We start from the raw sequence: 22,872 nt of genomic DNA on the forward strand, positions 1-22,872 counted from the left end.
GTTATGAAAAAAGGGTTAGGCAGTTCGGGCTATCAAGCCCTCTGCCTAACCCTTTTCGTATTATAACTGCAATGCCTGACCGCAGCGGCCGCAGTAGCGGGTCCCTGCAGGCGACACGGTGCCGCAACCCTCGCAGGTTAAAGACGGCGGGGCGGTGCCCGGTCCTTTGGAACCGCCGCGCTTCGAATCGGAGCCGACCGCTTGCCGGAGCCGTTCCTCTACCTGCTGGGCGGGATTGACGGCCCGATGCATCGCCCTTTCCTCCTTCGTGCCTTGCCGAATGAGCGAAAAGAGCAGCGCAATGCCGATGCCCCCGACCATGACCATGCCGACCATTTTCCACAAGCCCGCCGCATAAGGATAGTCCCAAGCCGCATGCAGCAGAATGCTGATCAGCAGCAGGGCAGCCATCCTCAGGAGCCGATGCGCGGTCGAGCCCCGTTTAGCGGATCTCCCTAGGCCATACCACAGTCCGGCTGCGGCAATGGCCGTCCAGGTGCCGTGCCCGAACGGGGACAGCAGCGCCCGGACCCACAGCACGGCCAGCATCCCCGAAGTCGCATGCTGCTGCAGATACATGAAGCCGTACAGAATGCTCTCAACCGCGGCAAAGCCCATGCCTACCGCAGCTCCGAATACTACGGCATCCATCAGGAATCGCTGCTTGCGGCCGCGGAGGAAGAAGAAGCATACGAGCAGCTTGGCCATTTCTTCGATAACGCCGATCAGAAGCGATGCCTGCACATGCTCAATGGTCGTTGTCTCCAGGCCGCTGCCGACGGACCAGTAGCGTTCCAGCACCCACGCAACCGGCACGGCGATGATGCCGGAAGCCGCGAATACGGCTGCCAGCCGAATGGGCTTGAATCCGAGCAGCTGGGAGCTGCGCATATAAGCAACAAACGAAACCGGTCCAACGAATCCGCCCGATATCAAAGCGGCATATATCCAAACCGGCTGTTTCAGCCAAATGGCTAGCCCTGTGAACGCAACGAAAATGCCGCCGAGCGCCAGCAGCACATCCATCCAGCGATCTTTTTGGGGAGGGGCCGGAATAACGGCTTCCAGGGTCGCGGCAGCCTCGACTGCAGCTTCCGGCACCTGCTCCGCCTCCGTGAATTGCAGCTTCGCCGATACCTCATCATTGAGAAGCTCGGGTCTTCGAATCCGCAGCACCTCATGAAATTGCCGCCTGACCGGTTCGTACTGCTGCAGGACAAAATGAAACTCATCCCGGCCCATCACCATCAGCTCGCCGTTCTCAAGCGCCGTCACCGTGCCCGTATGGGCTTCGCCGCTGAGGAGGTCCATCTCGCCGAAATAATCCCCGGGTTTATAGACCGCCTTCTTCCGGCGCCCGCTGCGCACTTCGAACCGTCCTTCGGCAATCATATAGAAACGGTCCGCCATGGTGCCTTCCGCGACAATGACGTCCCCTTTGTATACTTTCCGCCTGACCGTGACCTCGGCAAGACCGCGCAGCTCCGCGTTCGGAATCGCGGCCCAGATCGTCGCCTTGCTCAGCATCGCATGCATCGTACGGATTCGGGCCGAGAACGACAGGCTCTCGTGAAACATCGGGCTTGCCGCGGCAAGCCGGCTGAACGCGTTCTGCTCCAGCCGCAATGCCGTTACCTCGCCGATCGCCTGGGCACCCGAAGTCCTTTTTTCCTCTAGAAACAGGGAGACCTCCCCGATCAACGCGCCTTCGCCCAGAACGTCCAGCGTCACCGTGTGGCCGATCAGATTCCTCGAAACGATCTGAACCTGCCCGTTCATGATGAAATAACAGGAATTGCCGTAGCTTCCCTCTACGATCAACGGGTCCCCGTCATGAAACAGCTCCTCGTGCATGGACTGGACGGCACCTTCCAATTCATGCAGCGGCACCCCGCGAAACAGCGTATGATTACGCAAAAACTCCATCGCCTTCGTCGTCATCTGCATTCTCTCCATAGACGAAAAGAATCCGCCCGACGGCAGATTCCTCTCTATTCATTATGTATGACTCTATTATCGCATATTTCCGATGATGCTGCTGCGTGATTCTTCCATTTTCTTAATAAAATTCGTCATGACGTCAAAGGCTTCATTGCGCTTGTTGGTCATCGACTGCAGGCGAAGCATGTCCATTTGCTGGGAGTTCGATAGACTATCGATCGATCCCTTCAGCTTCTCCGTGGCTTGATTGAGCTCTTCGGCCGTATATTCCTTCTTGGATGCATCTGCGATGCCTTCCGCTGCCAGCTTGCCGGCAAGATCGTCCGGTATCGAATATTTGCCGTCCACCGCTTCTCCGGTCAAGGCGCTGTTAATGCCTGCCATGGCGTCGTTCTTCTTGGCGATTTCCTCGTTCCGCTTCTGCACGTCCTGAATCTGGTTGTTAAGCTGCGCATCCAGCATCTGGGTCCGCTGCTGCTGCACGACCATCAATGCGCTCTCAATATCCATGCTGGACAGATCGATCTGTGCGACGTTACCGATCCCGCCAATGGCATTGTTCGTTGCGCTTCCTCCTACGGCCTGCTTGACCGACTGGTAAGCCTGGTCGTTCATCATGATGCCCGTGCCTGCCACTACCCCGACCAGAAGAGACGCGGCCGTGGATAAAATCATTTTTCGATTCATCGTTTCAACTCCATTCCTCTGATTCTTTGTGCCTAGTACGAAAATCATAGCAAATGCCTGAACGGCGAACAAAGCAATATTTACCATTTCTCGACAATTAATATCAAATTGAAGGGATTTTTTTCGCTTCCGCCTGCTCGCTGCTTGCCCAATGCCATCCATGGGGATGATTTCGGCTGATGCCGTCTTGAAGCCGCGACAAAAAACCACATCGTGCCCGATGTGGTTTTCCTGGTTCGATTAGCCCACTAAAGCCGTCCGGCTGCTAGCAGCCAGCATCCAAGCTGCGCGTAATGGCTCGTGCGGTTACCACGGTTCCCTGAACCCCTGTCTATCCTGCTCGCAATCGCGCAGCAGCTTCGTGCGAAGCCCCTCATACCAAGAGGGGACATCGGCCAACTCGCTGTCCTCCAGGGAACGCAGCACGCTGGCAAAACGGTACAAACGGCTGAATCTTTGAAATCTTGAAAACTCTGCCTCCAGCTCGTGATCCAGGCTTCGGATCGAGCGATACCCTTTCAGAAATGCCTGCTTGTCATGCTCCGACTCGGCATCGGCAAGAGCCGTGACGATATCCGCCGCATACCAATGGTACATGGCATCGTCGAAATCGATCACGTGGAATGAACGTTCCTTCGCTTCATAAAAGATGTTATCCAGCTGGAAGTCAAAGTGGATCAAGCCGTACGTCTGTCTCGACGCGGGCAGGAACTGCAGCCATAGACTGACCCGATGAAGCTCATCCATAGCATCCTGCTCCCCGGGATGCCGCCGCAGCACCTGATCGATCAAACGCAGGATGTCCTCCACGCTTCTTCGCCTTACGGCTCCAGGTTCATATCGGCTGGACAGCGTATGCAGCCTTGCGAGCGATTTCCCCCAGTCCCTGCATTGGGACGCGGAGGGAGTGCCATGGAATGCAATCCCTCCGGCGGCGCTGAACACGACGCCGTGATACTGCCCCTCCGGTACCTGAATCGTCTCGATCCATTCCCCGTTCACGGAAGAAATCGGCACGACGCAAGGGTACTCGTGCTTAAGCAAATACTGAAATTCGCTACAAGGTACAGCAGTTTGATTATCATAAGACGGCCTCCATCCGTTCCCTACTCAAACAGCCCGGCGAATTCACCGTAACCTTCCCGGACCAGCGCTTCCTCCGGTATAAACCGCAGCGCCGCGGAGTTTACCTGATAATGCAGGCCGCCCGGCTGGGGCCCGTCATGATACAGATGTCCCAGGTAAGAGCCGGACAATCTGCCGTAGAGCGCGGTGCGTACCTTGCCGCCGCGGAGATCCCCCTTTTTGCTGATATATCCTTCGTGCAGCGGCTTCCTAAAAGCCGGCAATCCCGTACCCGCATCATATTGATCGGTCGAGCTGAACAGAGGGTCGCCGTTCACCACGTCCGCGTAAATCCCCCGGCTTGCGTGATTCCAATACAGATTATCGTAGGCAGGCTCGTCCAAGCCTTCTTGCGTCACCGCGTATTGGAGAGCGGTAAGACGCCTGCGCAGCTCATCCTGATCCTCTTTGCGCCTCCAATGCCGCTTCGCAAAAGAATCCCGGCCGGAACCCTCATAATACCGGTTATAGTCATACCGGTGGGTATTATAGTAGTTCTGATGGACATCCTCCGCGGGATAAAAGGGAGCTGCCGGAAGGATCGGCGTCACGATCTTCCCCTTGAACCGGCCGCTAAGCTGCAGGCTGCGCTTGGAGGCTTCCGCCTGCTCGCGCTGCGCTTCGTCATGCACGAAAATCGCCGACCGGTAAGACGCCCCGCGGTCCATGAACTGACCTTCCGCATCCGTTGGATCAATCAAGCGCCAATAGATGTCCAGCAGCCGTGAGTACGGAAACACATCCGGGTTAAACCGGATTTGCACGGCTTCGTAATGCCCCGTCGTTTCCGTTCCTACTTCTTCGTAGGTCGGATTCTCCGTATGGCCGCCCGTGTAGCCGGAAACCAGCGAAAGGATGCCGGGCAGCTCGTCAAACGGCTTCACCATGCACCAGAAACAACCGCCCGCAAATGTCGCCAATGAGGTCTTGCCGCTTCCATGCTTCAAGGCTATCCGCTCCTTTCATCCATCGTTGTCTGTTTCATGATGATATTAGTGTAGCCTTGAGGCCGCAATGGCAGCAAGTCTCATAACGTTTAATTGGTGTGTTAATCGGCTATATCTCCTCCAAGATAGCTTCAGGAATGAGAAAGCAACCCGCTTTGGCGGCAGCCTTAGGAGCGGGTTGCTTTCGTCGTTTATCGAGGTACGTCAGCCATTTTATTCTTTAACCGTTCTTTAAGCCGCCCCTTTTAGGCCGCTCCAAGCAACAGCTGGTACCCTGCTGCATCCGGATAGAGCAGCCATGGCCTCTGCGGGATATCGTGGTACTCATCAGAGTTACCTCTCCCAGCTGTTTCTCCTCTATGAAGACAAGTGCCGCACGGGACCAAATCCTGCACTCGCCGGCTCTATCAGCGCGGATCTTCACTTCGGTCAGCTCGCCTTCCTCCCAGCGCATGTCGACAACAAAGCCGCCGCGGGCCCGAAGCCCCTTCACCTCGCCGCTGTTCCACTGCGGGGGCAGGGCGGGGAGCAGCCTTAACTCATCCATATGCGACTGCAGCAGCATTTCGGCAACGCCGGCAATCCCGCCGAAATTGCCATCGATTTGAAAAGGCGGGTGGCAATCCAGCAGGTTCGGATAAGTCGAGGAAGCCAGCAAATTCACGAGATGCTCGTGCGCTTCCGCTCCGCGCTGCAGCCTGGCGTAGTAATTGATGATCCAAGCGCGGCTCCAGCCCGTGTGGCCGCCGCCATGAGCAAGCCGCCGCTCCAAGGTCTTGTAAGCCGCCTCGGCAAGCTCAGTGGACCGGTCAGGATCAATCTGCTCTCCCGGATACAGGGCGAACAACTGCGAGATATGCCGGTGCCCGGGATCGGCCTCCTCGTAATCGTTCAGCCATTCCATGATCCCTCCATGGCGTCCAATCTGCGGTGCCGGAATTTCCTCCAGCGCCGTTTGAAGCTCCCCTAAGAAGGCAGACTCATCTCCGACGAGATGGCCGGCCTCCAGGCAGGCACGGAATAAAGCCGTCGCAATCTGCCCGTCCATGGCGGGCCCCATGCAGAGGCTGCCGACGGCTCCGTTCGGAAGCACGAATCGGTTTTCCGGCGACACGGAGGGGCCGGTCATCCGTCTCCCTACCTCATCCACGGTCATGTAATCCAGCAGGAATTCTGCCGCTTCCTTCATGACCGGATACGCCCGCTCCCGCAGGAAATCCGCATCGCCGCCAAACCGGTAATGCTCCCACAGATGAAGGCACAGCCACGCGGCTCCCATCGGCCATACGGTACAAGTCATCAATATCCCTTCGGGCCGGGTTTCTCCCCAAAGATTCGTATTATGATGCGCCGCGAAGCCGCGGCAGCCATACATCTCCCGAGCCGTATCGCGGCCATTCGGGAGCATCCGGTCGATCAGGTCGAACAACGGCTCGTGGCACTCCGCCAAGCCCAACAGCTCTGCCGGCCAATAGTTCATCTGAATGTTCACATTGATCGTATACTTGGACTCCCAGGGCGGGGTGAAACTGTCATTCCATATGCCTTGCAGGTTCGCAGCAAGAGATCCGGGCCTGGAACAGGAGATGAGCAGGTATCGCCCGTACTGCACGTATAAGGCAATCAATTCGGGGTCGCTATTCTCTGCGGAAGCGCCTTCCGTCTTCACTCTAGCCTTCAGCAAATTCAGCCGCCGATCGGTGGGCAGGGACGGCTGGTCGTCTTCTGTTCCATTAGGATATTCGACTCGATCTGAAGCGCGGATTACCTCCGTCCCATTCGAAAAGGCAGTTCCGCTATCGGAACATTCCGCCCTGCTCGCCCCGTTCTTGCCAGTGCCGAGCGTAAGGGAGAAGCGTTCAAACTTCTCCCGATATTCCGCCTGATGACGGTTTACCAACTGCTCGTAAGACATGCCTGCCGCACGATCCAGCTGTTCCAGACAGACCTGGGCCGGCTGCCGGCATCGAAAGGTCGTCTGGGCTGACAACAGCAGCGTAACGGAATCCGCTCCTTCTACCGAGAGAAAGTCACCGATGGTTCGAACGGCTCCTCCCACAGCGGCAGCACGCAGCGCCATGCCAAAGGAAATGCCGTCCGCACCGCACTCTCCCTCCATCAGCAGGGTGTCATGACGCAATGATACCGTCCCCCCATCAAAAGGACGGCGCATCAGGTTCGCCGCAAACGTCAGCGCCCCCGGCCTGTCGGCAGACAGGCGAATGACCAGCACGCCATCCGGCGCACTGGCAAAATACGACCTGCGAAATCGGATGCCCCGGGACGAATAGGATACGGTCACCATCGACCGTTCCAGATCCAGCTCTCGTTCATAATGCTCCACCGTTTCCTCCCCGTCCAGGAATTTGAGCAGCAGATCGCCCAGCGGCTGGTACGGCTGCTCGTATTTCGGGGAGGAGGTCATCGCCATCCGGGCTAAATGCTCGGCCTCGGCTTGGCGCCCATCGAAGAGCATCTGCCTGATCTCGCTCAAATACCCGGAGGCGTCAGGATTGGCTCCCCTCCCCGGACCTCCATACCATAGAGAATCTTCATTTAGCTGCACGCGCTCAAGCGAAGGCTTGCCAAAGACCATGCCTCCCAGGCGACCGTTCCCGATCGGCAAAGCTTCATTCCACTCCGCTGCCGGGGAATCGTACCACAACCGCAAGCCCCGATTTGCGGAGATGTCAGGCCGCCTCGAAGCGGTAACATCTATCCCCCCCGTCACCTCAGGCTGCCCCGCAAGATCACGACCTCCCTGATGCCCTTCAAGAGAATACTCGGCATTACTTCCTGTTGTCTCCCTCTCCATAATCCAACACGTCTCCTTCTTCAAGAAAAAGGGGATGCTCAGCGTTCTCCCTGAACATCCCCTGTTCGTTATATATGATTAAGGCTGTTCCGGTATATCCAACGCACCGCCGCCCACCGGCGTTCGGGCCAGATGATCTACCGCATGCTGTCCCAGGCGATCCTTCAGCTGCTGGATGAATAAGCTCTGGAGCGCCACATGCCGATCGGCATATTCCCAATAGCCGTCCTCGCGAGGTCTTGGATCGTAGGCACTCGGAACGAGCGGCTTCACGTTCAAGCCGTCTTCGGTAGGGATATGCCCGATGACATAGTTTTGGGCAGTTGGGGGCTTCTGGGCGACAAGCCCGCCTTCGGTATTCCACATGACGTAATTCGCGCCGGCCCACCCGTGTCCGCTGCCCAGCCATCCCCGGTCGCGGACGCTGATGCGCGCGCTGACGTTGTCGTACAAACCGCCTGTCGACCAGCGGTGGTGCGGCTCGCTTGTATTGTATTCGCGAGTGGCCTTATTGTCGTACATCACGTTCGGCCCTTGCACGCGGCTTTCAATGACGTAAGCATGGCGGGAAGTCTCCGTATAATTGCGCTGCACCAGATTTAACTGCCCCTGGATGAAAAAGCTGTAACGCCGCCCGCCGGTAATAATGCTCACCATGTCGTGCATTTCGCTGTCCTGCACCGTGACCCACTTGGCCTGCCGCCCGACCTGCACCAAGGCATAGGAAAAATGGTAGCCGGCCACCTCTCGTACCCAGGCATTCTTCACGCTGTTCATCATGATGAAACGTTCCGCATGGTCCTCATCGGAGTAATACGGAGTGTCCAGAACATCGTTATCCATCTTCGTGTCGGTCTTGCTTGGATCAAAATCGGATATGGCGCGCATGTTCTCGATCCCTACCTGTTCGATTCGCGATTCGTCCGTCGCCTTGAACAGCTTGCCCCCGCCCCATTGACGCTCAACGGCATTCGCTAACGGAGCGTCCACCGTAATCCGGTTGCCGTCGATCGCCGTAATCACGCGGTCAAAATCCAGATTGAACGGGGACCACTGCTGCGTTCCTCCGGTTCCTGGCCGCATGTAGATATGATCCATGCCGATTTCATGAATCCAGCGGTCGTTGCCGATCCTCCGGACGATGACGGAATCGCCTACCTGATAGTCAGAGGCATCCTGGACATGGAAGGAACGCGAGCCTGCCGGAACGTACAGATCCTGGATATCGGTCTCCGTGCCGTCCACGATCGTTGCGCCATTCGTTCCGCCCACGACGATCAAATTTCTGGCCGTTGTTCCCGTGCCGCGGATGATGGTCCCGTCCTCGCTCTTCCCCTCGCCCCGGAGCACGACGCCGCTCGCCTGGATGTTCAGCGATCCGCCGACCAGATACGTGCCCTTCTTCAGCAGCACGGCCCCCCGGAAGCCGTCTGCGTCGCGCGGCAGATGCGACACCTCGTCGATCGCCGCTTGCAGCATCGCCGTATCATCCCCGCCGGTCGGCTGCACGGCGATCCTCGCCTGCACGTCGGGAAGCTTCACCCCGCCGCCCATATAACCGACATTCGAGAAATCGATGATCCGATTTCCTTTATAATCGGGAACATACGCCATTCTTCCGTCCTTTCCTGTATATGCGATATGACTCTGACCGTCAGGTATCCCTTTCTTGGGCATGACGGTGTAAAACAAGCTGTCGTAGTAAGTTCCCCCGTCCGCGGCTTGGAACGTCATCCTCACTTCGTGCGTGCCCGGTACCTTCATCCCGCCCGGAAGAGTGATCGATTGACTTATCCCCGTTTGCAGCGTCTTTGTGCCCAGCGAACCTCTGGATTGGCCGTCCTTGAACCATCTGGCGCTAACGGTCCCATCCGTATTCGGAGCGATCGTGACGACAGGCAATGGCTTGCCGTCATCCAGGATCGCCGCCTCGCCGATCTTCTGGACTAACGTCGGATGCGTGAACGAGCTGAAGGCAATATATTTCGCATCCCGGAATTCCTGATCATCCTTCACGACAAACCAGAAATCCGGCGTCCCAACCGTTTGGCCATTAACGCTGATTTCCGCATACATCCGCGTGGCGCCGACCTTGACTCCGGTTACGGAACCAGCTGCATCCACGGCCATGCTGCTCCCCGCAGCATGGTATTGTACCTGGCCTGGAGGGAGCGCAACCCACTCTCCGTTGGCTCGTTTGCCGCGCACCCCCAAGGTCGACGTTTCTCCAATGTCCAAGGTCCGTTCATCATTGTTGTTATAAGGAGTGCCATCCGGCTTCACGAAAGCCAGCTCCGTTACGTCCGACGGAATCCCTTGATCTCCATCCTGCATATAAACCTCCAACTCCTTAAGCTGAACGTTGAGATTTCGGCTGAGCTGCAGAGTCACCCGCATTTGGGAAGCGCTTACGGAATCAAACGCCATGACTTCCTGACCGTCCGCTCGAATGCCCCCGTTTTTCGCATAGGCTCTGGTCCAAGACTCGCCGTCAAGGGAATAATCAATCTCGATGCTGCCCAAATTATCTCCCCGGTTTAAGTCCAGGACGACCTGGTTGAAGGACTGCTCGCTCCCCAGATCCACCTGAACGTGCACACTCATGTCCTCACGATCCGTGCTCGCCGGCTGCCAATAGGTATCCTTGCTGCCATCCACGGCTTTCCCGGCTTCACGCCCGCTGATCTCCGAACTGGCCGTTGCCGGCCTATTCATTGCAAGGTTGACCCGCTCCAACCCACCGGCTGCCGCCGTTTCCCCCTGTATTGGCGGATTGCTGAACGAAAACAGCAGAATACCCAGCAGCAATATAATACTCCCCCTTCTTACCTGTCCGTTACGCCTGCGCACCTGTCTCATCAATCATCACCCATCCTTTGTCCTAGTGTAGTGATTAACGATCTACCCGCGATTACAGGATACCCTCCTTTCAGACGCCTCTTGATGCTTCCATGTTAAAACAGCGGCCTCTCGCCAGACCATGCCGTAACTTGCGGAAGGGCCGTGTTTTTTTACGGAGTAACACAACGTAAGAAAACACAACCCGGAACGAACGGAGCCGTATGCTAAGCCTCCCCTTTGTCCGTTACAATGAGGCTGCAATGGGTACGTCATTTTGGTAGCGACAAGGAAGGAGTTTCGTTTATGGATCATGAGCTGTCCCCATCTCTGTCGGCGCCGTTTCATGCTCAGCTTTTTTCCCCTGACGGGAATTTGCAGATCACCCTGGAGCAGGCGCATAACGGTCCCCTCTTGTATACGGTTATGAACAAGGGATTCCGGGTTCTTGACAGATCCCCGCTCGGACTCATCACGAACAGATACCAATTTCAGCAAAACATCCGCATCCAGGGGGTTGAGCACAACGCGATCACGGAGCGTTACGAGCTGATGACCGGCAAGCAAAAATCGCAGTCTTACGAAGCAAGCGAGCTGATGCTCCTGGCTTCCGTCGAGCATCATCAGGTGAGGATTCGATTCCGCGCTTTTCGAGACGGCGCTGCTTACCGCTATGAACTGCAAGGAGAAGGTGATATTCGCATCGAGAACGAGATCTCCGGATTCCATCTGCCGGAGGATCGGATGCTTAACGTCTGGGCGCAGCCGTTCATGCGGTGTTATGAACGAACCTACGACCATGCCATGCCGAACGATCTTCGGGGAGGGCATTTCGGCTTCCCGCTTTTGGTTCAATCGACAGAGGAGCAATGGCTGCTGCTGACAGAAGCTGCCGTGGACGGCGGTTATGGCGCCAGTCACCTCGCAGCCGATGAGCAAGACGGCCGGAAGCTTCGCATCTCGTACGCTCCGGATCAGGAAACGCCGATTGCCGCGCAGCTTCCGCTCTCGACGCCTTGGCGCGTCATGATCATCGGATCGCTCGGGGATCTGGTGACTTCATCGGTAACGACTCATCTATGTCCCCCGCCCGTGCTGAAAGACACCTCTTGGATCGCTCCGGGCAGAGCAGCCTGGTCCTGGTACGCGGAGGGCGGTTCTTGCGGCGATATGGATATTCAGCGGCAGCATATCGATTTTGCCGCCGGGATGGGATGGGAATACGTCGTCGTAGACGGCGGCTGGGAGGGTGTGCTGGATGCGCCTCAGCTGATCGATTACGCGAAGGAGCGCGGCGTCGGCATCTGGCTGTGGACGCATTATCAAGGGCTGAACACGGAGGAACTCCGAGAAGAGAAATTACGCCTGTGGGCCTCCTGGGGTGCGGTTGGGATCAAGGTCGATTTCTTCGACAGCGACAATCAAGAGACGCTCCAGGTCTACGACGCCATCGCCGAATCCGCCGCCAGACACCGGCTAATGGTTAATTTCCACGGATCCACCAAACCGAGCGGGGAGCACCGGACATGGCCTCATGTGATGACAAGAGAAGGCGTTTACGGCGCGGAATACTACCGGGCGCAGAGTGAAGGCCCGAATGCGGTTCATCTCTGTACCTTGCCGTTTACGCGAAATGTGATCGGATCCATGGACTTTACGCCGGTCACGTTCAGCAGGAAGACCAACACGACCCAGGGGCTTCAGCTCGCTCTGGCCATCCTCTTCGAGTCCGGCATCCAGCACTATGCGGATGCGATCTCCGTGTTCGCGGACCATCCGGGCAAGCCGCTGCTGGCCGAGGTTCCTGCCGTCTGGGATGAGACGCGGCTGCTGGAAGGTTATCCGGGCCGGTACGTTACGATCGCCAGACGATCCGGCGCGGAATGGTTCGTCGCCTCCATCTGTGCCGCAGGAGGACGAGATGCCCGAATCCCGCTGGATTTCCTTGACGATCATACGGCATACCAAGCAGTGATCTATCAGGAGCAGGGAGAGCCGGACGAATATCGTTATCGTTCCGTTCTTCCTCCCATTGAGATTCGCACGGAAACCTGCTGCAGCACAGATACGATCACGAAGCGCCTGAAGATATATGGAGGTCTATCCATCCATCTCACGCCGCTTTGAAATGATCTTTACGGACGGCTTGGACGTCGTGGACGCCATTCGTGAAACGTTAACCGATCATAAGCCTCTGCTGAAGGCGCAGAGCTTCTTGGAACCTTCGAATCTCGTTCCATGAAACTTTGCGATCCGAAATGCGCCCCAAGAACGGGAAAAACGCTGCCCTTACCTTAAGGACAGCGTTTCTATTTGCACTTCGAGCACAGAATCTGCCCTCCATGACCGGGAGAGGCAGGACTTGGCTAAATACGCGGCGGACTCGGCATAACCATGCGGATGGTGGTTCCTGCCCCCTCGCCCGCGGAGGTTACGCGGAGTCCGTAACTCTTGCCGAATACCAGCTGAATCCGGCGATGCACGTTAAGCAGTCCGATGCCTCCGGTACCGCTAAGGTTCAGGGAGGATTCCGGCGAAGGATTCGTGTGGTCGTGCTCGTAGGACAGCCGTGCCGCAACCTCGTGCAGTTGTTCATCGGTCATGCCGATGCCGTTGTCCGTCACGCTGACCCAGAAGGCATCGTCGCTGCAGCCGGCAGTGATGATGATGTGCTGCGAGGCTTCGATGCCGTCCGGAAACGCATGCTGGAATGCATTTTCGATTAAAGGCTGGAGCGTCAAGCGCACCATTTTGTACAGGAGAAGCTCATGGGGAACCTCGACCCGAAGATCGAATTCCATGTCGTGCCGGTGCTTCATGATGGTCATGTAATTCAGCACATGGTTCAGTTCGTTCGCAACCGTGATCTCCTCCAGCGAGGTCAGTAAGGAATATCGCATCATAAAGCCCAGCGAAGACACCATCTCGGTAATCTCGGACGATGAAACTCGGCCTTTTGCCGCTCAATGATCGTCTTCTGCTGCTGCAGCTCGGTCTCGTATACCCGCTCGATCAGTTCCGACAGCCGGCTCACCATCAGATTGTACCGCTGCATCATTTCCGTCAGCTCATCCTGCCGCCGTTCAGGAAGGTCCAGGGGAATCCATCGGCCCTGCTCCGTCTGCCTCATTCCGCGGATAATCGTCTGGATCGGCTGGGTAATGGAACGGGTGAAACGGTAAGCAAGCAAACAAGCGGCGACGAGACTGATCAAGCCGATCGTCCAGGCCGTCGTGCGGATATTGGCAATCGGCTGGCGCCACTCTTCCAGCGGAATCGAGGCTACCAAGCGCCATCCGGAATAAGGAGACATCCGGGTCATGAATACCCGCTGCTCTCCATCGACCGTCGTGTATTTAAAGGATTCCTCGTCCGCGCCCATAATGGCGGCGGTCAGCTTCGTATCCCGGGCAGGAGACGAGGCGTTGTCCTCCAGCCCTTCGGGCTGGTAAACCACGTGACCGCTGGCATCGGCAATATAGAAGTATCCGCGTTCGCCCAGATCGATGCCTTTCCAGAGGGAGGACAGCTCCTGGGAGCGCACCTCCATGGCGAGCACCCCTTTTTCCGCCGTGGAAGACAAACCCTTCATCTGTCTAGTCATGCGTATCACGCTGCCGCTGCGTCCCGGAATAATGCTCTCCGTATGAATCATGAGGCCGCTTTCGTCTTTTGTGGCATGGCGGAGCTCCGTCAGCTGCTTCGACTTGTCCTCTTCGCTGAACACCGGCGCCGTAAAGTCGGAGCCGAAGCTGTACGTCGCGTTTCCGTTGTAGGACAACAGATACATCGTCAGCAGCTCGGGCCCCCGGTCCATCAGGGGACGGAACACCGTATCCTTGATCGTGGAGCTGATGTGATAGTATTCGTAATGGTCCGCCGGGTTCGGCAGATCCACGAATTTCTTCAATTCCCGGTTGGTCAGCAGGGAGATCATCGTCCGGTCATAGGATTTGATGTACAGGTCCGTGTGATTCAAGGCATTCTGCACGATTTGCGACAGATGCCGATCCAGCTGCCGATCCAGCTCCGCGGAAGAACGCGCGTACGTGACGATGCCGATCAATAACGAGGACAGCGCTATGATCGATACGCAGTACAGGAAAAGCTTGCGATACAGTTTATTCTTCATCCGTTAAATCCCAGCATCGTCCGATATTCCGTCGGCGTGTGTCCCGTTACCTTCTTGAACATCTTCGTAAAATGGGGATAGTCCTCGTAACCGACGTTTGCCGCCACGTCGATGATCCGCATATGCGGCAGCGCAAGCAGCTCCTTCGCCCGCTCCATCCGCCGGTGAATGCGGTACCGGACAAAGGTTTCATTGGTCATTTTCTTAAACATCGCGCTAAAATAGGTCGGCGTATACCCCGCCATCTCCGCCACTTCCTCCAGCGTGATTTCCTCGGACAGATGCGTGTCGATGTACGCTTTCACTTCATCCAGCGGATTCTTGAAATTCCCCCAGCGCTGGGTCACCAGATCGGCCGTCATCCGCTTAACCCTCAGCTCGAATTCATTCAGCAGCTGTTCCTGGGCCGCATGATGGCCGATGGGTTCGATCACGGAAACCTCCATATATCCCTTCGATACCAGCCGCCGGAAAATCATCCCCACTGCATCATCCAGCAGCTGCTGAAGCTGCGGGACGCTAAGCCCCGCTGCCTGCAGATGCGCCCTCCAATCGAGCAACAGCTCATCCAGCCTTTCGGTCTGCAGCATCCAAATTTCCTGCCCGATGTTTTCAATCCAATCGACGTAGGAAGCCAGGGAGACAATGCCTTTATTGCGATGTTTTACGATCGCGTCAAAGGTTTGGTGCAGCACCACGCCCGTCACCGGCTTCAGCAGATAATGCTTCACCCCGTAAGCCAGGCACTGCTGCGCATATTGGAATTCGCCGTAACCCGAGATGACGATGATCTGAATATGCCCATACAACTCATGCAGCTCCTGGCACAGCTCCAGCCCGCCCATTCGGGGCATGCGGATATCGGTCAGCAGCACATCCGGCTCGGTCTCCTTGATCATCGAGAGCGCATGCTCGCCGTTCACGGCCGTATCGATGGCGTCAAACTGCAGGCGATAGGTTTCCGCCATCTTGACCAGCCCTCTTCGGATGACAGGTTCGTCGTCAGCAATCAACAACCGCATTATTTTCAGCCTCCTGTATGTAGAAGAATTAGGGATGAGGCAATCATGAAATGGAACAAGAAGGTATCCGCGAGCGGCTGCCTTGCATGGCAGACCGGCGGATACCTTGAACTTTCGCATTCATTCATTTATTTAAAACGCTTACATATCGGATTCATTGTACAGGATTTTCGGGATAAACAGGAGATGTCCTACTGCCTATCTTGCATGTTATCTTGTACGATCCACGACATTCTCCTTGTTCTTCCAGCGTTCCGTCGCTTCCTTGATGATCTCGTCCCCGCCTTTGGCGCGATATTCCTCGAGCACCTTCGGCCATTCGGATATCGGCTGCTTGCCGTAAATCATCTTCACCATGCTGTCCAGAATGAATTTCGGTCCCGTATCTCCAGTCGAGGCCAAATCCGGGAACTTGGAGAAGCTGTTCAGGTTCGCCGTAAACGTAATGCCGCCACGGCCTTCATTGCTGAGCACGTCGCTGAACGCCGTAATGACATCCTGGCCGTCCTCGGTCAGGGCCGTCTGCTTCTTGTTGTAGGTCAGCTCATGCACGAACCACAGCTGGTTGGCCCGGAACCCCGCTTCGTCCACTTCTTCCTTTTTCACGGGCCATGTATAGTTGACCTTGCCGTCCTCCATCGTGTAGTTCTCGCCCTCGATCCCGAAGGAGAAGAACATATCGGCTTCCTCCGTCAGCATCCAGTCGAGGAATTTAATGATTTCGATCGCTTTTTCCTTACCGACCTTGTTGTTGATGTAATACGTGGTCGAGATCGAGCTGTACAAGCCGAGGCCGCCCTTGCCGTCCGAGCCCGTCGGCGAAGGATAAATATCCACCTTCATCGAAGGATCCACTTCCTTCAGCTTGGCGCGGAACCCGATCAGCCCCTCGCCGTTGGACGCCCACATGCCGGCTTTGCCGGAATTGATATTCCGGCCGTAATCCTCCTGGGACAGGGAAGCGAAATCCTTCGGAATCAGGCCTTCGTCGTACATCGTCTTATACGTCTCCAGCGCCTTGGTCATGTTCTCCACATCGAAGAACTTCGGCACGACTTCCCCGTTCAGCTCCATGAACTGGAACGGCAGCACGTCGTATGCCCCCAGGAAGGTATCCGCGTATTTAAAGCCCTCCCGGTATTGGAACGGATGCTCTACTCCCAGTCTCTTGAAGGCACGCAGCATATCCAGATACTCTTCCACCGTTTTCGGCGCTTCCTGGATGCCTGCCTTCTCCATCAGATCCGTACGGATAAACGTGGCGCGGCGCGACGGGTTCTCCAGCCAAGCCGGAATGCCGTAGATTTTGCCGTCGTACGATACTTCCTCCCATGCCGCCGGGGTGACCATTTTCATCAGATTCGGCGCATGCTCCTTCAGGAGGTCATCCAGCGGCATGAACACGCCCGCTTCCACCGAGCCTGACATGGAGCCCGTCGTCGGCCCCCCGCGCATATTGCCGACCACGTCCGGAATTTCGTTGCCTGCAAACATCAGACTCATCTTCTGATCGAATTCCTTATGGGACATCAAGCGGATATCGAGATCGGTGTTCGTCATCTCCTCCAGCTTCAGCACCCATTTGTCCTTGTTGATGTCGGGCGACGATTCGATATAGGTATTGCCGCCCGTGGAGAATGAAATCGAGAATGCCAGCTTACTGGAAGCCGTACCCTGCTCGTTCCCTTCCGGCTTGGTATTCCCTGCTCCTTCTTCCGCTTTCCCCCCGCACCCCGCAAGCAGTGTCATCATCATGACGCCGATCAGTAAGACCGTCCAACTTTTTTTCATCAACCTCTCCCCTTTTCGCAAAAATAGACAAGTGGTTCATTCATGAGGTAAGCGCTTTCGTAAAATCCATTTCATCGTAGCTCATAACCCTCATGCGCAGAATTGGCGTTCTTATTATGGATTTGTGTTCTTTTACGATCAGGATTTGATCGAACCGATAAGCATGCCCTTGATAAAATATTTCTGCAGGAACGGGTATACCAGGATGATCGGCAGCGTAGCGATGACGATCGTGGCCATCTTGATGCCCTCCGGGGACATGTTGGCCAAGTTCTCGAACGTGGTGTCCATCTCTCCCATCTGATCGGTGATCACGATTTCCCTCAGGCGAACCTGCAGCGGAAACAGCTTTCGGCTATTGATATAGTATAGAGCGGACGAGTACGAATTCCAATGCGCCACGGCGTAAAACAGTCCCATCGTCGCCATCACCGGCTTGGATAGCGGAAGCACGATGCTTGATATGATCCGCAGCTCTCCGCACCCGTCGATCCTTGCCGAGTCGATAATCTCGTTAGGCAGATTCATGAAGAACGAGCGCATGATGAACAGGTTGTACGCGCTGATGGCGCCCGGAATAATGAGGGCCCAGACCGTATCCAGCATATTCAGCGATTTAATGAGCAGATAGTTTGGAATGAGCGGCGCGCTGAAAATAAAGGTGATCAGGACGAGCATGAGAATGACCTTCCGTCCCCGATATTCGTTGCGCGACAGCGGGTAAGCCAGCGAAGCCGTTGCGATTAAGTTGATTCCCGTCCCCACGACGGTCACGAATACGCTGATCATGAAGGAACGCCATACCGAGGTATCGTTCAATACGATGGCGTAGTTCGAGAGCGTAAACTCAACCGGCCACAGGCCGACGTCCCCCCTGGAGATGGCCAGATCGCTGCTGAGCGATTGCGCCGCTACGTGCAGGATCGGAAAGATCATGGCGGCCGACACGACGGCCAGGAAGATATAGTTGAACATTTCGAATACGATTTCGCCTGTTGATCGTTTTATCATGTTTTCGGTCACCTGCCTAGTATAAGGAATTTCCGGTCGTTTTACGGCTGATGGCGTTACCGCCCACAATGAGCAGCAGCCCGATGAGCGATTTGAACAGCCCGATGGCCGTGGTGTAGCTGTACTGCTGTCCAAGCAGACCGACGCGATAGATGTACGTATCCAGAATGTCGCCCTTGTTCTCGTTCAAGGCGTTCAGGAACACAAACACCCGTTCAAACCCGAAATCGAGGAAGTTGCCGATGTTCAGCAGGAATAGAATCATGATGGTTGGCAGAATCGACGGAATCGTAATCGCCAAGGTCTGGCGCCAGCGGTTCGCGCCGTCTACGCGTGCAGCTTCGTACAGGTCCGGATTGATTCCGGCCAACGCCGCCAGGTAAATAATCGTTCCCCAGCCCGCTTCCTTCCAGATGCCCGAGCCGATCAGAATGCTGCGAATGTAGCTTTCCTCGCCAAGGAAGTAAATCGGTTCGAGTCCCACCCACATCAGGATCTGATTGATGATCCCCGTGGTCGGAGACAGAATGCCCACCGCAATCCCCCCGATAATGACCCAGGACAGGAAGTGGGGCATGTAGATGACTGTCTGGAGCACCCGCTTGTACAGGACAAGACGAATCTCGTTCAATAGCAGGGCCAGAATGATCGGTACCGGAAACGCGAATGCGATGCTGTACATCCCGATCAGCAGGGTGTTCCAGAAAATCCGCAGAAACTCCTCGTACTGAAACATCCGGTAGAACTGGTCCAGCCCGACCCAAGGGCTCTCCCATATGCCTTTGAATAAGTTGTACTCCTGAAAAGCCATGGCACTGCCGAATAAAGGGACGTATTTGAATACGAGAAAATAGAGGATGCCCGGAATCGAGATGAGGTATATCGCCTTGTACTTGCGAAAGCTGGATAACCATTCCCGGCTCCGCGCTGACGGTGTTAGCCGCGTGCTTGGGTTGATGTTCGCCATAAGGACCTCCCGTTGTAAGTTTGCCTTCGTATTCATCCTATAAGCGGAGTGCTTCGCCAACAATGGCGGCATTTGTTTGTCGATGTGTTTTTTTACGATTGTGTTTGTAGAGGGCACGGCGAAAGGAGTGTGACACAAAAAAGAACCCTTTAGGGAACCCTGGTCTAATACGGCCAAGTTTCGCCAAAGGGCTTATGCTTATGGGGCATGGACACAGGCCTACTGTGTCCATGGGGAACAACCTTGCCGTCGTGTGACGAACCTCGCTCGACTACGATGCTTGGTTCGGTGTCGCAGGACGGCGGTCCCCCGGTTGGCAAGGGGGATCGGATGGAGCTGAATCGTGAATATCACCCCGTGCGGCTTCGCGGGAAAAACAAGCTCATCCATTCGTTTGCACCGGAAAAGGCTGCCCTATTCGTGCTCCTTCTCCTCCATCTCCCGAATCGGAATCGCCATATTCCAGGTTTCCGTGCAGTCGTGAAATCCGTTGGTTCCATCCGAGGTCGCTGCGAACATCCAGGCCGGACGACCGTCCTCCATGAGCAAAAACGGCCGTTCCAGGTTGCCCATCAGCCGCTCCGCGCCATCGTCCCACATTACCCTGCGGGAATACGCCGGCTCCCCTGGCCGGGTTGTCATCTCCCACTGCTCTCCGTTCGCCGACCACGCATGGACCCCGCTATAGCGCTCTCCGCAGATGGAGCCGTCCATGTCCTTGGCAATCATCTCGTACCCCCGTGCCGTACGCCAAATGAAGGGATCTTCAATATGAATGGCAGGCGGAAACAGCGGCTCAGGCTTGCGGGCGTATGGACCGTATACCGATTCAGCGCTGGCCAAGCCCAGCTGCATGTTGCCATAGGTATGCCCTTCGTAGGGCCGGGATTTATAGATCAGCTGCACCGAGCCGTCGGCATGAACACAGGGTGCCGGATTGGACACGAAAAAGCTGTCAAACTGATTCGGGCGCGGCAGCAGAACCGGAAGATCCCTTCGTGTCCAAGGGCCGGTTACGGAAGGAGCGGTCGCAACGCCGATCCGTTTGTTGGCCCTGGCCACCACGGCGAGCGGATCGTGCGGCAGCAGCGCCTCCCCTTCGTCAGGCAGCGGGAACGGGAACGTCGTGCCCATATAATAGAGCACGTATATGCCATCCACCTTCACGATATGCGGATTGTGCACGCTGCAGCCGTCCCAATAGGCCGGAGACCTGGCCCCAAGCACCGTCTCCTCGTAGACGTACGGTCCGGCCGGATGATCGGCGGCTGCACGGACGATCTCCGAGGCCGCGAGCCATCCGGGGTGCATGGGCATGGATTTCGGCCAGCGCGAAGCAAACATATGGTAGCGGCCATCCTCGCCTCGAATCACGCTGCCGCACCAGACCCAATACCCCGGCATTCGAAAGCCTCCTGCAACCGGTGCAGGATCAAATACGATTTTCATAAACTCCTCACTCCCCTTCCATTGGCAGCAGCGTAACCTTGCGCAAATTCATCAAAGAATCCGATGCCAGCGATATTCCGCGGACTTCAAGACGGTGTAGGCTTGCCGAATGAATCGTCAATTGACCGATCTCAAAATCTCCCCAGCATCCGTCCCCTCCCGTATCGTAAACGGTACAAGCCAGCTTCTGTTCATCCAGGGACAATTCAAAGCGTCCCCCCGCCTGATCCGCTGAGGCGGACAAGGTGACGATGATTCGGCAGTGGACGGGCGCTTCTTCTTCCGAACGAAACGCCCATTGAACAGCCGCATGTGGAGCGGTCCACCCGGTAACGCCGTCATGCCCTCTTTTTCCATTGTCGCGGCGCAGGCCGTCGCCCTCGATAACACCATCATATGCCCAAAACGTATTCGGCATTGAAGATATGAATCTAGGAGTCCCGTTGCTCTCCAGCTGCTCCCCGCTTAGCTTCAGCTCTAGCACAGTCGCATAGGCGTCCTGAGGTACCGAACGCACATCAATTTGCCAGTCCCATCGCCCAAGCTGCCGGATCGGCAGGCGGTCCTCCTTGGCCTTCGCTCCGATAGGCCTCGCATATTGAACTCCGCTTGCGAGACCGGGCAGAATCAAATAACCGTCCTGTGACCAATCTCTAACCAGCAGATACAAGCTGTTCTCTTCAGGCTTCCAGGTGCAGTAGCCCCACTGCGGCGTACCGATTGGACTGCCGCTCGTGCCATATATGGCCTCGCCGTTCCGCTCCAGGAAGCTGCCCACCGTCTCCAGCAGGCTTCTCGACTTCTCGTCAATCGCCCCGTTTCCGAGCGGACCGACATTCAGTACCAGATTGCCGTTCGCCGCTGCCACGCGCAGCAGCTGGTCGATCAATTCCTCCGGACTCTTCCAATGGTCATCGCCATACCGGAATCCCCAAGAATCATTCAGCGTATGAATCGACTCCCAGTCCTGCTGCACCGGATGAAATCGCAGCTGGTTATCATGCGGATTCCCGTAATCCGCAAAGCGGTCATCCCGAAGCCGCTTGTTAATCAGGCAATCCGGCTGCAGCCGGCGTACCCGATCATGGAACCACACGGCGTGTTCGTCGCTGATCTTATGGCCGCAATCAAACCACATCAACCCGATCGGGCCGTAATCGGTCAGCAGCTCCTCGACCTGGGGAAGAGCCTTCTCATGAAGATAACGCTCAAAGCGTTCCCGCTTATCCTGATCGTCGATCCAGTCCTCCAGCAGATCCCATGCACCGATATTCCCCGGGTAATCCAGCGTGTTCCCCTGCGAATTCGGATGATGCCAGTCCATGGCGTGAGAATAGTAAATCCCGAGCCGAATCCCCTCGGCCTCGCATGCCTCTGCCAGCTCCTTGATCGGATCTCTCGGGAAATTTGCATGCCGGGTAATCGAATAATCGCAAACCTTGGAATCATACATGGCAAACCCGTCATGATGCTTCGCCGTCACGATGAGGTATTTGGCCCCCGACCGCTTGGCCAGCAACACCCACTCATGCGCATCGAACGCCTCCGGATTCATACCGGCTGCGGCTTCTGCATACTCAGCTACAGGTATCTTCCCCCTAAGCTGGATATGTTCGGCATAATTCGCATCCACTCGCTCGCCCTTCCACATTCCGCCCAGCATCGAGTAAGGCCCCCAATGCACAAACAGCCCAAAACGCGCTTCCCTCCACCAGGCTATCCGACGATTGTGATCTCGGTCGTTCACCAATAGATCAGTCGGGATAATATCCGAGCGTTCCTGCTCCCATCCGGCCCCATCCATGTATTCATCCCGCTTCATGTTTGTCCCTCCTCACCTGCCAGTTAACGGTCCGACAGTCTAGTAACCTCCATTATAGAAGGTACGCTGTTGCAGCCTCTTTGTTTTTTTGGGTTGAGGTTGTGTTTTGTTGAGGTGGGGGGGGGGAAAGTATGGTTCATTCGATAGATATGTAAACTGTAATGAGTTGAATTTTCTTAGATTACATTCCTTTTCAGCCTGGTTATAACATAAAAAGAAGCTGCGCTCCCGAATAGGAAACGGCTCCACTTTACTTTATTTCATGAAGTTAGTAATTTGCCGTCATGCTTTCGTCAAAATCATATCCAGAAAAACTTTATTACAA

The 22,872-nt window shown here is 56.1% G+C and carries 15 protein-coding genes; 1 reads left to right on the top strand and 14 read right to left on the bottom strand.

From position 1 onward, the window contains the following. Window positions 1-60: 60 nt before the first annotated feature. The 6 genes from RB298_RS33180 to RB298_RS33205 all read right to left on the bottom strand — a co-directional run bounded on the left by RB298_RS33180 (window position 61) and on the right by RB298_RS33205 (window position 10,374). Window positions 61-1,941 carry a cyclic nucleotide-binding domain-containing protein gene (locus tag RB298_RS33180; RefSeq protein WP_486050550.1) on the bottom strand — a complete coding sequence of 627 codons (1,881 nt, stop codon included), beginning with the start codon at window positions 1,939-1,941 and terminating at the stop codon, window positions 61-63. A gap of 72 nt (window positions 1,942-2,013) precedes the next feature. Next, window positions 2,014-2,628, bottom strand: a complete 615-nt coding sequence (locus tag RB298_RS33185; protein ID WP_096775120.1) for a hypothetical protein — start codon at window positions 2,626-2,628, stop codon at window positions 2,014-2,016. A 306-nt stretch (window positions 2,629-2,934) separates the two neighbouring features. Then, a complete protein-coding gene (locus tag RB298_RS33190; RefSeq protein WP_486050552.1) occupies window positions 2,935-3,645 on the bottom strand; it encodes a phosphotransferase enzyme family protein in 711 nt (236 codons plus the stop codon). Window positions 3,646-3,734: 89 nt separating this feature from the next. Next, window positions 3,735-4,700: a peptide-methionine (S)-S-oxide reductase MsrA gene (gene msrA / locus RB298_RS33195; RefSeq protein WP_486050554.1), complete on the bottom strand. Its 966-nt coding sequence runs from the start codon at window positions 4,698-4,700 to the stop codon at window positions 3,735-3,737. A 220-nt stretch (window positions 4,701-4,920) separates the two neighbouring features. Further along, the gene (locus RB298_RS33200) at window positions 4,921-7,515 is read right to left on the bottom strand and encodes a glycoside hydrolase family 95 protein (RefSeq protein WP_486050556.1); all 2,595 of its coding nucleotides are present in this window, start codon (window positions 7,513-7,515) and stop codon (window positions 4,921-4,923) included. A 78-nt stretch (window positions 7,516-7,593) separates the two neighbouring features. Further along, the gene (locus RB298_RS33205) at window positions 7,594-10,374 is read right to left on the bottom strand and encodes a discoidin domain-containing protein (protein WP_486050596.1); all 2,781 of its coding nucleotides are present in this window, start codon (window positions 10,372-10,374) and stop codon (window positions 7,594-7,596) included. A 285-nt stretch (window positions 10,375-10,659) separates the two neighbouring features. Between RB298_RS33205 and RB298_RS33210 the strand changes: the two genes are divergently transcribed. Further along, window positions 10,660-12,480 carry a glycoside hydrolase family 97 protein gene (locus RB298_RS33210; protein WP_176502476.1) on the top strand — a complete coding sequence of 607 codons (1,821 nt, stop codon included), beginning with the start codon at window positions 10,660-10,662 and terminating at the stop codon, window positions 12,478-12,480. 239 nt (window positions 12,481-12,719) lie between these two features. Here RB298_RS33210 and RB298_RS33215 read toward each other — a convergent pair whose 3' ends face one another. From RB298_RS33215 to RB298_RS33250, 8 genes are all read right to left on the bottom strand, one after another. Continuing rightward, complete coding sequence (locus tag RB298_RS33215; RefSeq protein WP_486050558.1) at window positions 12,720-13,277, bottom strand: sensor histidine kinase; 558 nt, start codon at window positions 13,275-13,277, stop codon at window positions 12,720-12,722. Next, window positions 13,253-14,485 (bottom strand): cache domain-containing sensor histidine kinase, encoded by a 1,233-nt coding sequence (locus RB298_RS33220; protein WP_486050560.1) that lies wholly within the window; start codon window positions 14,483-14,485, stop codon window positions 13,253-13,255. The genes RB298_RS33215 and RB298_RS33220 overlap by 25 nt, the downstream gene beginning before the upstream one ends. Continuing rightward, entirely contained in the window at window positions 14,482-15,507 is a 1,026-nt protein-coding gene (locus tag RB298_RS33225; RefSeq protein ID WP_096775113.1) for a response regulator, read from the bottom strand. Before RB298_RS33225 ends, RB298_RS33220 begins: the two co-directional genes overlap by 4 nt. A 210-nt stretch (window positions 15,508-15,717) precedes the next feature. Then, on the bottom strand, window positions 15,718-17,298 hold the full coding sequence (locus tag RB298_RS33230) for an extracellular solute-binding protein (protein WP_486050562.1): 1,581 nt from the start codon (window positions 17,296-17,298) through the stop codon (window positions 15,718-15,720). Window positions 17,299-17,436: 138 nt separating this feature from the next. Then, on the bottom strand, window positions 17,437-18,309 hold the full coding sequence (locus RB298_RS33235) for a carbohydrate ABC transporter permease (protein WP_096775111.1): 873 nt from the start codon (window positions 18,307-18,309) through the stop codon (window positions 17,437-17,439). Between the two features lie 16 nt (window positions 18,310-18,325). Then, window positions 18,326-19,276 (bottom strand): ABC transporter permease, encoded by a 951-nt coding sequence (locus RB298_RS33240; protein ID WP_192569563.1) that lies wholly within the window; start codon window positions 19,274-19,276, stop codon window positions 18,326-18,328. A gap of 414 nt (window positions 19,277-19,690) precedes the next feature. Continuing rightward, window positions 19,691-20,725, bottom strand: a complete 1,035-nt coding sequence (locus tag RB298_RS33245) for a glycoside hydrolase family protein (protein WP_375120782.1) — start codon at window positions 20,723-20,725, stop codon at window positions 19,691-19,693. Window positions 20,726-20,732: 7 nt separating this feature from the next. Further along, a complete protein-coding gene (locus tag RB298_RS33250) occupies window positions 20,733-22,547 on the bottom strand; it encodes an alpha-L-fucosidase (RefSeq protein ID WP_486050565.1) in 1,815 nt (604 codons plus the stop codon). Window positions 22,548-22,872 lie beyond the last annotated feature (325 nt).

It is taken from the genome of Priestia sp. BR_2 (assembly GCF_041954005.1).
GTDB lineage: Bacteria > Bacillota > Bacilli > Paenibacillales > Paenibacillaceae > Paenibacillus_AQ > Paenibacillus_AQ lautus_A.